The following is a 13,802-nucleotide window of genomic DNA, read 5'->3' on the forward strand; positions in this document are numbered from 1 at the left end:
GCATACCATTGCGTAGCAGGATCAAACCAAATGGCAATATTTCCGCGACTCATGAGTGCTCGGTTATATGCGGGCCAATTGGTTGTGCGGTAGATTTTGTGTGTAGGCTTCTTCATTTGAAAATTATATCGCTGAAAAACCCTTTACAGATAGGTTTGTGCAACAAAGCCTGTTCGAATTATAAGTCTTTTTATAAGCTTATCCTACATAATTTATAGACTATTCCTACAATTTTATAAACTTATCCTACAATCTACAATTAAACCACTAACTCGGCCAAGTTACCTTTCTGCTCTAACCATTCTTTACGGTCACTCGAACGTTTTTTTGCCAGCAATTTATCCAATAAACCTGCAGTAAAATGACTGTCATCCAAATCTAATTGCACCAAACGGCGTGTGTTTGGATCTAGTGTGGTTTCACGCAGTTGGCTTGCGTTCATTTCACCCAAACCTTTAAATCGAGTAATTTGCGGGTTCTTGGTTTTGCATTTTTTTAACATGCTTTCGAGCTCGTCATCGTCCAAGGCATAGTGCACATCTTTTGCATCATCAATTCGATACAGCGGTGGCATCGCCACATACAGATGTCCCTCTTCAACCAAGATCGGAAAATGTTTCACAAACAAAGCACACAGCAGCGTCGCAATGTGTAGACCATCCGAGTCAGCATCGGCCAAGATACAGATCTTGCCATAACGTAATTCTGATAAATCATCCGACCCCGGATCGACCCCGATCGCAATGGCAATGTTATGCACTTCTTGCGAAGCCAAGACTTCATCAGAAGAGACTTCCCACGTATTTAAGATTTTTCCACGAATAGGCATGATCGCTTGGAAGTTTTTATCACGCGCCTGCTTGGCTGAACCACCCGCAGAATCACCTTCCACAATGAACAGTTCAGACTCTTCTAGGGTATGTCCAACACAGTCTGACAATTTTCCGGGTAAAGTCGGACCTGCCACAATTTTCTTACGTTCAACTTTTTTCGCAGCTTTCAGACGACGACCTGCTTTCGAGATCGCCATTTCTGCCAACTGCATGGCAATATCGGAGTTTTGGTTCAACCACAGTGCAAAAGCATCTTTGGCAATGTTCTGGACAATCCCCGACGCTTCACGACTGGATAAACGCTCTTTGGTTTGGCCTGAAAACTGTGGCTCTTGGAACTTCAACGACAAAATATAGTTCACACCATCCCAAACGTCTTCAGCCGACAGCTTCATATTGCGTTGCAGCAAATTACGCAGTTCACAAAACTCGCGCATCGCATCAGTTACACCTGAGCGTAAACCATTCACATGAGTCCCGCCCTGCGCAGTGGGAATCAGGTTCACATAGCTTTCTTGAACCAACTCACCGCCATCGACATTCCAACAAATGGCAAATTCGGCACTGGCACGCTCAGCATCTCCTGTTGCCACAAAGGCTGGATGAGGCAGAATCTCACGATCCTCAATTTCATCCATCAAATAATCGACGAGGCCATTTTCAAACTGCCAAACGATTTTTTCGTCATTGATTTGGTCGACATAATTGATTTGCAAACCTGCCGCCAAAACAGCTTTGGCTTTTAAGTTGTGCTTCAGCGCTTTCAAGGCAAATTTCGGTGAATCAAAATATTTGGCTTCAGGCCAAAAGTGAACGGTGGTCCCTGTCGCACGCTTCGGAGCTTTACCTTCTAGCACCGTCAAGGGTGCAGTCGGTTCACCCTGCTCAAACGCCATTTGGTAAAGGTTGCCTTGACGCTGAACTTCTACTTCGACTCGGCTAGATAAAGCATTCACCACGGAAATGCCTACGCCATGCAATCCACCTGAAAACTGGTAGTTGTCAGTACTGAATTTACCACCTGCATGCAGCTTGGTCAGGATGATCTCGATCCCGCTTTGACCATATTCGGGGTGAATATCGACAGGCATGCCGCGACCATTGTCTTCTACTGAAAGCGAACCATCTTTATAAACGGTGACGGTAATTTTGTTGGCATGACCAGCCAGTGCCTCATCGACTGCATTATCAATAACCTCTTGCGCCAAATGGTTTGGGCGTGTGGTATCGGTATACATGCCGGGACGACGACGTACCGGATCTAAACCAGATAATACTTCAAGCGATTGAGCCGTATATTGAGACACGTTGTACTGTTTCCTTATTTTAAGCAGTCCGATAAAAACTGTAATGCCATCGGTATTTTGTCTGCGAAATCTTCCATCGCATGATTGCCTTGCGTTTCCGAGATCACGAGCGCTGCGCCATTATAATAGCGCTGTGCTTCACGATAATCCAAAACTTCATCGCCTTGTTGCAATAACACTAAAATTTTGTCTGCATCTTGCACAAATGGCAGTTCAATCTGTTCTAAATAGTCCAATTGCGCATCATCAAGCGTCCAATGCTCATTTACTTTATAGGGCAGTCGAGTCGCACCAAATAGATCTCGGAACAAGTGCCATGGTTGCATAGCTGGATTGATCAGCACAGCCGGCACTGCTAACTTCGCGACCAGTTGTGTCGCATAAAAGCCACCTAAACTACTGCCCACCAGTACCACCTGATCCAGCTCCTGAATCAAGGCGGCCAATTTTTCTAAGGCCAAATGTGGCGGCATGTTCAAGTCTGGCAAATGCACATGCCACTGTGGACGAGATTCGCAATAGCGTTTCAGCAATTGACCTTTAATCGATAAGGAACTGCTTTGAAAGCCATGTAAATAAATAATATTCATGCTGTACATTTACTCTTCTACATCATTTTTATTGAACTCAAAAGAGATAGCATCAGCCGACTGTATTATTTTGTATGGATATAAAAATTGTCAGACAAAAAAATAAGGTCATCTGTGTATTCATCGCTATTGTAAAAGTTGTTCGAGATGAATTAGATAAGCTAGAGTGCTAAGAATTTATACCGTGATCGTTGAAAAAAATAAAGTCCCTTTGGACACAGAAACACAAGGGTAGAAAAAATGCCAAGTTTAACGCCTCTGCACGAGACCTATTGTAAATGGGATCGTACTCCTCCCAGCCAAGCCGACCTGCTTGAAGGGATTGCTCAGTTGGTGACAACCCGCTTAGGCGATGTCGTCCACGATTTAATTCAGGCCATTCAACGGGAAATTTTAATCAGTATATTTGGGATGAATGAAACCAGTTCCAAGAAGTTTCTGTCGACACGGTCAATTGAAAAAATTTACCAGTTTTCCTTCAATACCTTGCAAAACTACGGTAGCTATTTATTGGCGCCAAGTTTGCGTCATATCATTGAAAAATTTCCAAATTTGCATCGCAAACCCTTAACCCCAACCATGCATTATTTAGTTGGTGCAATCAACGGCGTTTTGGGCGACTATTTACTGAAATATCACAACCCTGTGGCGCTACCGATGGTGTTTTATGATCATTACGGTGCTATCCAGCAAGGCGAGTTGTCTGGTCGCGTGGTGATTATGGTCCACGGTCTATGCATGAACCATTTGTACTGGAGCACGGCGCGTTATGGCGGTATAGGGGAAAAACTGCTGGCGCAACGTGCACAAAATACCATGCTATATCTCAACTACAACACGGGTCGTCGTATTTCAGCCAATGGGCGTAGCTTAGCCAACTCACTACAAGATTTACTCAACCGTAACCCACGGATTAGCTCGATTGATCTGATTGGACACAGTATGGGCGGACTGGTTTCACGCAGTGCGCTGTTCTACGGCAAACAAAATATGCAAAGCTGGATTCACGTGGTGGAAAACATGGTCTGTATTGGTTCTCCCCATCATGGTGCGGCTTTAGAACGTTTTGGCTTTCATTTGCAGGACAAATTGGGACGTTTCCCTTTTGTCAAAATTATTGGGCATATCGTCAACATTCGCAGCAACGGTATTTTAGACTTACGTCATGGTAGTGTACGGGATGATGACTGGGAACATAATGAAGCGCGTATTGGTCATGTTGATGACAATCGTAAGCCAGCCCCTTTGCCCTCTCATATCAACACCTTTTTGGTGGCAGGTACGATTGAGTTTGAGCATCGCAAATATCGTGCGCTCAATGTGATTGGGGATTATTTGGTCAGTGTGAAAAGTGCTTTAGGCGAGCATATGAATCCACGCTTTCAACTAAAAGTCCCCGATTCACATAAAGCTATTTTCTACGGCTTAAACCATTTTGAGCTACACACCCATGCCAGTGTTGCCGAACAAATCGTCAATTGGTTCTATCCAAATCCAACCGAAACTGAATATGGTCAAGTGCATGAATACATGATCGGGCTGGACGACTTAGAAGGCATTGCACTCACCTAAACCACTGATACATCCAATAAAAAAGCCGACATGACGTTGGCTTTTTTTATCTTTATTATTTTTTCTTCGCGTGGCTTGGATATTTACGCAACAGTTGCCACAGGCTAATCAACGCCAGTACCACAAAAAACACCAACGACCAGACAGGTAAAGACTGACCCAAGAAAGTCCAATCTACCAGTGCACATTCACCTGAACCTGTTAAAACTTGCTCAAACACAGCACGCAGCGGCAACGTGTCTAACCAATAATCCAAGCCTGGGCCACAGCTCGGCACTTGATCAGGTGGTAAGCTCTGTAACCAAACGTGACGTGCTGCCACACCTGCGGACCATAAGATCGAGAGGCTGCCTAAAAATGCATAAAAACGTTTAAAACCATTCGATGCGGGGTTATGCAAAAAGGCAATCAGCGAAATAATCCCCAGTCCGATCAGTCCCACACGTTGGAACACACAGAGTGGACATGGGTTTAACTGTAGCGGGCCATGCTCTAAATACAAGGCAAAGGCCATCCCGATGATACTGGCTAAAACCAAAACACCACTCACGAAGCGATAACTCCATTGCATGGTCAATCCTCTTAATTTTTTATCTAAATTGTGCAAGGTACTGTTCAAAACTCAGTTGACTGTCTTGCTCTAATTGCTGTTGTTGTTGCAGTGATTGCGTGGCTAAATCGTCAAAATAAGCCCATGTCTCTGCACTCAACTGATGACGCTCATAACTCGATGCATGTTGTGCGGCCATTTGGCTACCAAAGCCCCATGTCCCACCCGCTTCCAGAGTATCTTCGATCATCTGCGCCGACAAAGTATCATCAACTTCAGCGACTCTCTGTTGCATGACTGTCATCGCTTTGCTATAGAGTGTGGTGCCATAGCACTGATCTAACAACACAACCAGTTCTTGCATCGCCTCTAAATGAGACTGACTCCATGCTTCAATTGGGAACGATTGCTCACCCACAGTAATTGCAGCATTCGGTGCACGACCACGATTGACCACTTCCGCTTGGTTTTTCTCGATTTGATCTTGCTCTGCAGGTAATAAATCTGGGCTATCCAGCAGTAAGCAATACAGCGCCAGCACTTCTAAGAAACCTGCGGTATCTTCATTGATCCCAATTGGGCTATACGGATTCACATCCACCGCACGTAGTTCCACATAACCGACACCACGATTGCTCAGCGCTTGTGATGGCGTTTCACCTGCTTGCGGTACTTGCTTTGGCCGTACCAAACTGTAGTACTCATTTTCAATTTGCAGGACATGATCATTAATTTGAATCGGTTCGCCCTGCGCATCATTGAGGCCTAAGCGACTAAATGGCGCATAAGCGGTTTTGACTGCCTTTTGTAGGCCTTCGAGATAACCATCGATATTGTTGTAATGAATACCGAGCTGCTTTTGTGCTGAGTTTTGATAACCAAAACGTCCCATGCGCAAAGCAGTTGCATACGGTAAATACAAGGTCCCGCGCAGCAATGGCAACAGATGATGTTCACGCCCTGTCATAAAACACTGGCAGACCGATGGACTTGCCCCGACCAAAAACATGACCAACGGCGTAAGGCGAATAAAGTTGCGGATCAAACCAAAATAGCGGTGACTACGATAGTCTTGTGCAGATAAGGCTTTTAGTGCCTCATCTGTTTCATGTTGTTGTAATTGTTCAAACAGCTGATCAGGAAAAGACAAGTTATAGTGTAAACCTGAAATGGTTTGCATACGGCGACCATAACGTACCCCTAAACCATGACGGTACAAGGTCTTGAACTTCCCGATATTTGAGCTGCCATATTGGGCTAAGCGAATTTTATCGTCATTGTCATCCAACATACATGGCATCGACAGCGGCCAGAGCTTTTCACCATGTTCCAAATGACGATGCGCCACACTATGAATGTCTTTTAAATAATGCAACGCCTCAGTAATGCTAGGCTGGGGCGGTGTAATAAATTCTAATAAAGCTTCCGAATAATCCGTCGTGATATGCGGATGAGTCAGCGCAGAACCCAAAGCTTGCGGATGATCGGCTTGTGATAAAAAACCATCACTTTGCATACGCAGACTTTCACGCTCAATCCCGCGTAACATCCCTTGCAAAAGTGATGAATTGACCCAAGTCGGTAACACAGCTGTAGATTTAGATGCGGGTTGACCCATTACAATCTCACTTTTTGGAAGAAACAATACAACGACGAATAAAATAAAATCATCAGTTTATATCAGTATAACGTGATTTTAATTCGGCACATTACACCCAGTCCTATTTTCAAGTAAACCATCTGTTCTATTTTTTCGGAAAATATTTATCACAAAGTTACGCTATTAGACATGTCAAAAGTGTGATTGTATTGAAGAATAAATGCTAAAGAATTGTAAACTTTATGAATTATCAAGAAATTTTAGATTTTTGGTTCGATCCCAAAAACCAAAGCTGGTGGTTTAGCCAAAATGATGCGTTCGATAAACTCATCGAAGAAAAATTTAAGACAATTCATCAACAAGCGGCGTATGCTGAGCTATGGTCTTGGCGCAGTAGTGCTGAAGGGCGTTTGGCTGAAATTATTGTGCTCGACCAACTGTCGAGAAACCTGTATCGGAACAGTCCTTTGGCCTTTGCTCAAGATGCCTTGGCCTTAGCTTTGGCGCAAGAAGCCATCACGCTAAAACTGGATGCAGCACTGCCACCCATACAACGTAGTTTTTTATATATGCCCTTTATGCATAGTGAATCGAAACTTATTCATCAATATGCTTTAAAATTGTTCGAAGACTTAGGCAATCCGATTAACCTCGATTTTGAACAGCGTCACAAAGTGATTATCGATCGTTTTGGACGCTATCCGCACCGGAACCAAGTCCTTGGCCGCAACTCAAGCCAAGAAGAACTGGATTTTTTGACTCAGCCCAACAGCCATTTTTAACTGTTCGGCTTCTCCCTCTGTGCTAAGGAGTCTATCTCATGAAGAAAATTTTAATCGCCTGTGCACTGGCGACGGGTCTGAGTTTAGTAGGCTGTGCCTCTACCCCCTCAAAGCCCTTAACCTTCGACCAGTTAGGTCGGTTTAGTAATACGCCTTTAAACACTTCGACTTATCGCATCAGCTTCCAAGCGCGTCCAAATATGAGCTATGGCACAGCTGAAGAAATTACCCTGGTCAAAGCCGCGCAAACTACGGTGCAAAATGGTTATCACTTCTTTAAAGTACTGAATGACCCGAGCAACCAAAACCAACCACCAAGGCAAGCCGTGGTGTATTCAAACCCAATGCCTTACTACCCATATGGTTATTATTCTCGCCATCCAGCCTTTTGGCCTGATCCGTTCTACGATGTACCACGTGTAGTCGACATTGACCCCGTACAAGTGTCATACAGCATTCAATGCTTTAAAGACCAAAAATCGGCACCAAGCGATGCCTTTGATGCCACGCTGATTTTAAAATCGCTGGGTGGAAAATATGGTTTGAGTCCAACTGGTGAAGTGCTCCCACCGCCTGAACCCAGCAGTCCAGCGTCGACCAGCAAATAAAGCATAGAGCCTGCCTATGAATGAGCCTCAAGCCGTCCCATCGAGTCTGAAACGCAGCAAACGTTTTGCCACCATTGCCCTAATCACGGCAGTGGTGACATGGCTGCTGCTGATGGTCGTTGCCAAGTTTGTCCCCACAGACAAAGTCTGGGTCATTCATATTTTAATGTTATCCGCCGAAGCAGGTGTGGTCGGCGGCTTGGCTGACTGGTATGCCATTACTGTGCTGTTCCGTAATCCCTTTGGGAAAATGCCAATTCCAAAGTTTTTACGCGATCACACCGAAATTATTCCCCGTAACAAAGACCGTATTGCAGAGTCTATGGGCCGCTTTGTACAAGAGAATTTTCTTTCTCCACAAGTGGTGGAAAAAAGCCTGCAAAGTACCGACCTGTCTTTGGCGGTTGGCCAATGGCTCGCCAACCCACAAAACAATCTGCAAGTCACTCAAGTTATTCAACAAACGGTGCCTAAAGTCTTTGAGTTTGTGGGCCAAGAACAAATCGGACGCTTTATCCAAAGTAACAGTGTGCAGTGGGTGCGCAATACTCAAGTCAATCATTTGGCCAGTGAAATGCTGCGTGCAGTGCTAGAAAATGATTTCCATCAAGATGTATTACAACGCGGACTCGACTTGGCGCATGACTGGATGACCCAACACCCTGAACAAAGTCGTGAGTTAACCCGAACCTTGTTCAAAGAACTCGGGGTCTGGAAACTGGCCAAAGGGGCCAGTTGGATTGGCATCGATGTGCAGCAAAGAACCATCGACTCTCTCATTCAACGAGTCGAGTCGATGTTGGCCGATCCTGAGCATCCGTGGCGTCAAAAGATTGAAGCGATAGGGCACGCGCTCATGCTCGAACTGGCAGACACAGACAGTAAAGCCAGCCAGCGTTTAAACCAAACCAAAGATGCCCTGCTAGATAGCCCACAAGTCCTGAATTTTATTAGCGGTGCAGTGGTCATTTTATGTGATGCCATTAAGCAAGACTTACAAAAACCAGACTCTGGCATTGCTCACAACATCCGTGTATCCATTCAACAAATCGGGGAAAACATCATCTCCAATCAAGCCGTCAGAGACTTGCTTAATCAACGCCTCAGCGGCATTGCGGTCAATCTCAGTGACCAATACAGCGAAAAAGTCATTCGTTTTATCAGTGAACGTATTCACGAATGGGACTCCAGTGTAATGATTGACAAGATCGAAAATGAAGTCGGTGGCGACTTGCATATGATTCGGGTCAATGGTGTGGTAGTCGGTGCATTTATTGGCTTAGCACTGGGGATTATTCGCGCGGCAGTTGAACAGCTCTTATAAAAGCAATCCATAAAAATGCATGCTTTACCCCTGTCCTACATGCAAAATTTGCATAAGTAAAAGGGGATGAATATGCTATTTTGGGCTGATATTTAGACACTTTTAAGCATTCATGATTCAGTTGCCTTCATCTAAACTGCCTGCACAAGGCGTCACTATTTTCAGCACCATGACTGCCATGGCACAGCGCTTAAATGCCCTAAATCTATCCCAAGGTTTTCCAGACTTCGAAGCTCCTGCTGAACTGCTGGATGCTTTAGCACAGGCCACTCAAAGTGGTTTCAATCAGTATGCTCCAGGCGATGGGGTCTGGTTATTACGCGAGCAACTGGCGCAGCAATTTGCGCAGCGCGATCAGATTCAGCTCGACCCGATGACTGAAATTACCATCACCCCAGGTGCAACGATTGGCCTTTATGCCACCATTCAAGCCGTAGTCCATGCGGATGATGAAGTTATCATTTTCGACCCCAGTTATGACAGCTATGCGCCAAGTGTGGCTTTGGTTGGGGGCAAAGCCATTCATATTGCGCTCCAGCCCCCTCATTTTTCGGTCGATTGGGAGCAGGTCAAATCAGCCATCACGGCCAAAACCAAACTGATCATTATCAACACGCCACATAACCCAAGTGGTGCCATTTGGAGCAAGCAAGATTGGCTCACCCTGATTGAACTGATTCGCGACAGCAATATTTTAGTCCTGTCCGATGAAGTCTATGAACATCTGGTATTTGATGGCCAACGTCACTATTCCGCGCTGTCTTTTCCTGAACTGCGTGAGCGTAGTGTAGTGGTGGGTTCCTTTGGTAAAACCTTTCATGTGACGGGTTGGAAAACCGGCTATTGCGTCGCTACACCTGCGCTGATGCAACTGTTCCGTCAGGTCTATCAGTTTGCCAACTTCTGCGGAGTGACCCCTGTACAACTGGCTTTGGCCAATTATATGCAGCAACATCCTGAGCATATTCAAAACTTAGCGGGCTTTTATCAAGCAAAACGCGATCGTTTTATTGAGGGTTTAACTGGTTCACGCTTTCAATGGTTGCCTTCGCAAGGCACTTACTTTCAAAATGTCGACTACAGCCACATTCGTCCCGATTTAAATGATGTTGAATTTTGCCGCTTTCTGGCAGAGCAGCATGGCATTGTTGGCATTCCTGTTTCCGTGTTTTATCAGCAGGCCCCAGAGGCTTTGCGCATGATTCGTTTTTGCTTTGCCAAGACCGATCAAACCTTGGCTCAGGCAGTTGAAATTTTGCAAAGCGTATAAATTTTTTTCAGCTTTGCTTATGCACAAGAACAGGCTTCGCTTACTGAAATACATCGGCTTTTCAACACTGAACTATGCTAGGGTAAGCCTTAGAAATGTAATAAAAATAACCTCAGGATGACTTATGTCAGCACACACCCCATTGGTGCAACAGCAAAAGCTATGGAAAGCCTTTTTTATTTTCCTGATGCCTTTGATTGCCACCAATATTCTGCAAAATCTGTCGGGTACAATTAATACCATCTTTGTCGGACAGATGATGGGTGTACAGGCGATTGCAGCGGTTGCGGTGTTCTTCCCCATCCTATTTTGCTTAATGGCCTTCGTAATTGGACTATCTGCGGGTTCTACCGTCTTGGTTGGTCAAGCATGGGGCGCACAGAATATTGAAAAAGTCCGTGCGGTGGTCGGCTCCACTATTTTTATAACTCTCATTGGTGGCAGCTTTATTGCATTTTTAGGGGTAGTTTTTGCGCGACCAATTTTATCGGCTTTGGGTATCGATGAAGACGTCATGCATCTCTCGTTACCTTATGTGCAATGGATGTTGGCAGGTAGTCCCCTACTGTTTGTATATATTATTTATACCTCAATTTTACGCGGTGTCGGAGACAGTACGACACCTCTAATTGCTTCTGGCATGACCATCTTGATTGGGCTTTGTGTCACGCCAGTTCTGATTGCGGGTTATTTTGGCTTTCCTAAACTGGGGATTGTTGCGCCTGCTATTGCGACCATTTTAGGCTTTGTTTCCGTGCTGACCTTTTTGTATTTCTATTTGAACTATAAACAGCACCCACTCCGACTCGATGCACAACTGCTACGTCATATTCGCTTTGACCGTCAACTGAGTAAAATTATTCTGCGCTTAGGGGTTCCAACGGGCATTCAAATGATCACCACCTCGGTTGCAGGTCTTGTGATTGTGGGTCTAGTCAACCGCCATGGGGCCGATGCGACCGCAGCTTATGGCGCGGTCAATCAGGTTCTGAATTATATTCAATTCCCTGCTCTATCGATTGCCATTGCTGCATCGATTTTTGGTGCACAAGCCATTGGCGCAGGCAAATCCGAGTTATTGGCCAAAGTCACGCGTACGGCACTCGGCATGAATATCATCATTACGGGCTCCTTGGTGGTCTTGGCTTATCTTTTCTCCAAATACCTCATGGCACTCTTTATCACGGACTATGCGGTGGTCGAGCTAGGGCAACAGCTGTTATTTATTGTGCTGTGGTCCATTTTATTCTTTGGTGCCAGTGCCATTTTTGCCTCTATTATGCGGGCCAGCGGTACGGTCACCATGCCCATGGTGATCAATATCGTTGCGATTATTGCGATTGAAGTGCCCTGTGCCTACTTATTTAGTGAATGGTGGGGACTGCAAGGGATTTGGTATGCTTATGCGCTGGCCTTTGTCAGCTTATGCATCATGCAAGGGCTTTATTATCAATTTGTTTGGAAGAAAAAGACCATTGAAACGCTCATTTAAAGCTAAACGGATATTTGATAGAACACGTTTTTGACCATAACACTCTTTAAAATAAAGCATAAAAAAACCCACCTTGGTGGGTTTTTTACATCATGACTTTAAGACTTTCTTTGGCTTAATTTGGTCGCAAAAGCAGTCACTTTTTGGTAGCCCGTCGGTAAGATACGCTGAATCAAATCTAGCGTTTTCGCATCATTGCCAATCAACAAACGACGCTTGTCTTTTTGTACCGCCTCTAAAATTTGACGCGCTGCTTCTTCGGGTGGACAGCGTAATAATTTATTAAAGGTCTGCGCAGATTTCTCAGGGTTCATCCCGATGCTACGCAAGCTGTCATTCACTTTGGCAGCATTGGCAATATTGGTTCGAATCCCACCCGGATGCACGCACAACGCGCTCACGCCACAGTTTTCCATATCTAACTCTTGGCGTAATGACTCGGTAAAGCCACGTACCGCAAATTTAGTGGCATTGTAAGCAGACTGGGTCGGTTGAGCCGTGAGGCCAAATAAGCTGGAAATATTGATGATATGCCCATCGCCTGTTTTTTTAATATAAGGCAAAAACTCTTTGGTGCCATAGACCACACCCCAGAAATTAATCCCCACGATCCATTCCAGCTCTTCATAGGATGCACCTTCTACGGTTGAACCCAAAGCAACGCCGGCATTATTAAAAATCATATTCACAGAACCATGATTTTGTACGGTTTCTTCAGCCCACGCTTGCATCGATAAACGGTCTGAGACGTCTAATTTTTTCGTGGTGACACGTACATTGCTGCCTTGTAGCAGTTCAACTGTTTTCGCCAACCCTTGTTCATTGACATCACTCAATGATACATGACAGCCCGCCTTGGCCAATAAAAGTGCCAATTGTTGGCCAATACCCGATCCTGCACCTGTAATTGCCGCAACTTTATTTTTAAAATTCTTCATGAGATTGTGGTTGTCCTTTATCTTTGTACATCGACTGTAGATGCTTTTTTTATAATTGACAATATCAATTGTCATAAATTTAATAGCCAAAAGTGTCAAGTCTATGAAAACCAGCTAGAGATTAAAGCCTACGCATAGGTAGAGTCGTGGTTTATTGCTAAACTATGCAAAACCTTGGCTTTCAAATAGGGCGATGAAATCTAATGACGGCATCTGAACCAGTACAAAAAAACAGCGATAATAATAAAACCAAAGAAAGACAATTCAAGGGCTTATCGCTTTCTGAACGTAAACAGCTGCGTCGTGAAAAACTCATTGAAGCAGGAATTGAAGCCTACGGTACTCACGGCTTTTTTGCCGTGACGGTGAAAGATATTTGTAATGAAGCCAAACTTACTGAACGTTATTTTTATGAGTCGTTTAAAAAAAGTGAGCAGCTGTTTCAAACCATTTTTTTAAAGCTGATCGATGAGTTACAGCACAATGTCATGCAAGCCATCATGCAAGCCTCTTCAGATCCATACAAAATGATTGATGCAGGACTGCGTGCCCTGCTCACTACCTTAAAAGACAATCCCCGCATGGCGCGTATTATTTATATCGATGCGATGTTGGTCCAAGAATTACATAACCAAGCCACCATTCATGAAACCATGACCCGTTTTGACCGAATGATTCAAGCCTTTGTCATGCTAATGATGCCGCAAATTAACCGGTCCGAACGAGAAATTTCGCTGGTCGCCACAGGCCTCAATGGCTATGTTACACAAATTGCGATCCGTTGGGTGGTCAGTGGGTTTAAACAATCCTTTGAAGAAGTTTTAACCTCCAGTCGTATTGTATTTATTTCACTCCTAGAAACCTTTTCAGACCCGAATACACGGGCAAAATTGGATGTCTAAGACTTTTCACTTGGATGAGATCGGCATTTTCGAA

Annotated in this window: 12 protein-coding genes and 1 pseudogene; 7 read left to right on the forward strand and 6 right to left on the reverse strand. The window is 44.7% G+C overall.

The genetic code is table 11. From position 1 onward, the window contains the following. From F986_RS18185 to F986_RS02990, 3 genes and pseudogenes are all read right to left on the reverse strand, one after another. Window positions 1-116, reverse strand: a pseudogene (locus tag F986_RS18185) (IS5/IS1182 family transposase); the annotation flags it as partial. A 143-nt stretch (window positions 117-259) separates the two neighbouring features. Continuing rightward, window positions 260-2,140 (reverse strand): DNA topoisomerase IV subunit B, encoded by a 1,881-nt coding sequence (gene parE, locus F986_RS02985; RefSeq protein WP_004691774.1) that lies wholly within the window; start codon window positions 2,138-2,140, stop codon window positions 260-262. Window positions 2,141-2,154: 14 nt separating this feature from the next. Further along, window positions 2,155-2,730, reverse strand: coding sequence for a YqiA/YcfP family alpha/beta fold hydrolase (locus tag F986_RS02990; protein ID WP_004691777.1), 576 nt, complete (start codon window positions 2,728-2,730; stop codon window positions 2,155-2,157). A gap of 240 nt (window positions 2,731-2,970) precedes the next feature. Between F986_RS02990 and F986_RS02995 the strand changes: the two genes are divergently transcribed. Next, complete coding sequence (locus F986_RS02995) at window positions 2,971-4,302, forward strand: PGAP1-like alpha/beta domain-containing protein (RefSeq protein ID WP_004691778.1); 1,332 nt, start codon at window positions 2,971-2,973, stop codon at window positions 4,300-4,302. Between the two features lie 55 nt (window positions 4,303-4,357). Here the strand turns inward: F986_RS02995 and F986_RS03000 are convergent, their stop codons facing one another. Both F986_RS03000 and gshA read right to left on the reverse strand, forming a co-directional pair. Next, a complete protein-coding gene (locus F986_RS03000; protein WP_004691779.1) occupies window positions 4,358-4,873 on the reverse strand; it encodes a disulfide bond formation protein B in 516 nt (171 codons plus the stop codon). 19 nt (window positions 4,874-4,892) lie between these two features. After that, window positions 4,893-6,470 carry a glutamate--cysteine ligase gene (gene gshA, locus F986_RS03005; protein ID WP_004691780.1) on the reverse strand — a complete coding sequence of 526 codons (1,578 nt, stop codon included), beginning with the start codon at window positions 6,468-6,470 and terminating at the stop codon, window positions 4,893-4,895. Window positions 6,471-6,694: 224 nt separating this feature from the next. Here gshA and F986_RS03010 point away from each other — a divergent pair, with 224 nt between their 5' ends. The 5 genes from F986_RS03010 (at window position 6,695) to F986_RS03030 (ending at window position 11,928) form a co-directional block, all read left to right on the forward strand. Beyond that, on the forward strand, window positions 6,695-7,234 hold the full coding sequence (locus F986_RS03010; protein ID WP_004691781.1) for a DUF924 family protein: 540 nt from the start codon (window positions 6,695-6,697) through the stop codon (window positions 7,232-7,234). 38 nt (window positions 7,235-7,272) lie between these two features. Further along, window positions 7,273-7,842, forward strand: a complete 570-nt coding sequence (locus F986_RS03015) for a CC0125/CC1285 family lipoprotein (protein WP_004691783.1) — start codon at window positions 7,273-7,275, stop codon at window positions 7,840-7,842. Window positions 7,843-7,858: 16 nt separating this feature from the next. Then, complete coding sequence (locus F986_RS03020) at window positions 7,859-9,166, forward strand: DUF445 domain-containing protein (protein WP_004691784.1); 1,308 nt, start codon at window positions 7,859-7,861, stop codon at window positions 9,164-9,166. Window positions 9,167-9,278: 112 nt separating this feature from the next. Continuing rightward, window positions 9,279-10,436, forward strand: a complete 1,158-nt coding sequence (locus F986_RS03025; RefSeq protein ID WP_004691786.1) for a methionine aminotransferase — start codon at window positions 9,279-9,281, stop codon at window positions 10,434-10,436. 124 nt (window positions 10,437-10,560) lie between these two features. After that, window positions 10,561-11,928, forward strand: a complete 1,368-nt coding sequence (locus tag F986_RS03030) for an MATE family efflux transporter (RefSeq protein ID WP_004691787.1) — start codon at window positions 10,561-10,563, stop codon at window positions 11,926-11,928. A 98-nt stretch (window positions 11,929-12,026) separates the two neighbouring features. Here the strand turns inward: F986_RS03030 and F986_RS03035 are convergent, their stop codons facing one another. Continuing rightward, window positions 12,027-12,866, reverse strand: a complete 840-nt coding sequence (locus F986_RS03035; RefSeq protein ID WP_004691791.1) for an SDR family NAD(P)-dependent oxidoreductase — start codon at window positions 12,864-12,866, stop codon at window positions 12,027-12,029. A 203-nt stretch (window positions 12,867-13,069) separates the two neighbouring features. On the opposite strand from F986_RS03035, the gene F986_RS03040 reads away from it, so the two are divergent. Next, complete coding sequence (locus F986_RS03040; RefSeq protein WP_004691792.1) at window positions 13,070-13,768, forward strand: TetR/AcrR family transcriptional regulator; 699 nt, start codon at window positions 13,070-13,072, stop codon at window positions 13,766-13,768. The last annotated feature ends 34 nt before the right edge of the window (window positions 13,769-13,802 follow it).

Source organism: Acinetobacter johnsonii CIP 64.6 (assembly GCF_000368045.1).
Taxonomy (GTDB): Bacteria; Pseudomonadota; Gammaproteobacteria; order Pseudomonadales; family Moraxellaceae; genus Acinetobacter; species Acinetobacter johnsonii.

Coding starts and splice junctions, on each gene's coding strand:
- F986_RS03000 (WP_004691779.1), bottom strand. CDS start 4,873: ATGCAATGGAGTTATCGCTTCGTGAGTGGTGTTTTGGTTTTAGCCAGT.
- F986_RS02995 (WP_004691778.1), top strand. CDS start 2,971: ATGCCAAGTTTAACGCCTCTGCACGAGACCTATTGTAAATGGGATCGT.
- F986_RS02990 (WP_004691777.1), bottom strand. CDS start 2,730: ATGAATATTATTTATTTACATGGCTTTCAAAGCAGTTCCTTATCGATT.
- F986_RS03025 (WP_004691786.1), top strand. CDS start 9,279: ATGATTCAGTTGCCTTCATCTAAACTGCCTGCACAAGGCGTCACTATT.
- F986_RS03010 (WP_004691781.1), top strand. CDS start 6,695: ATGAATTATCAAGAAATTTTAGATTTTTGGTTCGATCCCAAAAACCAA.
- F986_RS03015 (WP_004691783.1), top strand. CDS start 7,273: ATGAAGAAAATTTTAATCGCCTGTGCACTGGCGACGGGTCTGAGTTTA.
- F986_RS03030 (WP_004691787.1), top strand. CDS start 10,561: ATGTCAGCACACACCCCATTGGTGCAACAGCAAAAGCTATGGAAAGCC.
- F986_RS03020 (WP_004691784.1), top strand. CDS start 7,859: ATGAATGAGCCTCAAGCCGTCCCATCGAGTCTGAAACGCAGCAAACGT.
- F986_RS03040 (WP_004691792.1), top strand. CDS start 13,070: ATGACGGCATCTGAACCAGTACAAAAAAACAGCGATAATAATAAAACC.
- F986_RS03035 (WP_004691791.1), bottom strand. CDS start 12,866: ATGAAGAATTTTAAAAATAAAGTTGCGGCAATTACAGGTGCAGGATCG.
- gshA (WP_004691780.1), bottom strand. CDS start 6,470: ATGGGTCAACCCGCATCTAAATCTACAGCTGTGTTACCGACTTGGGTC.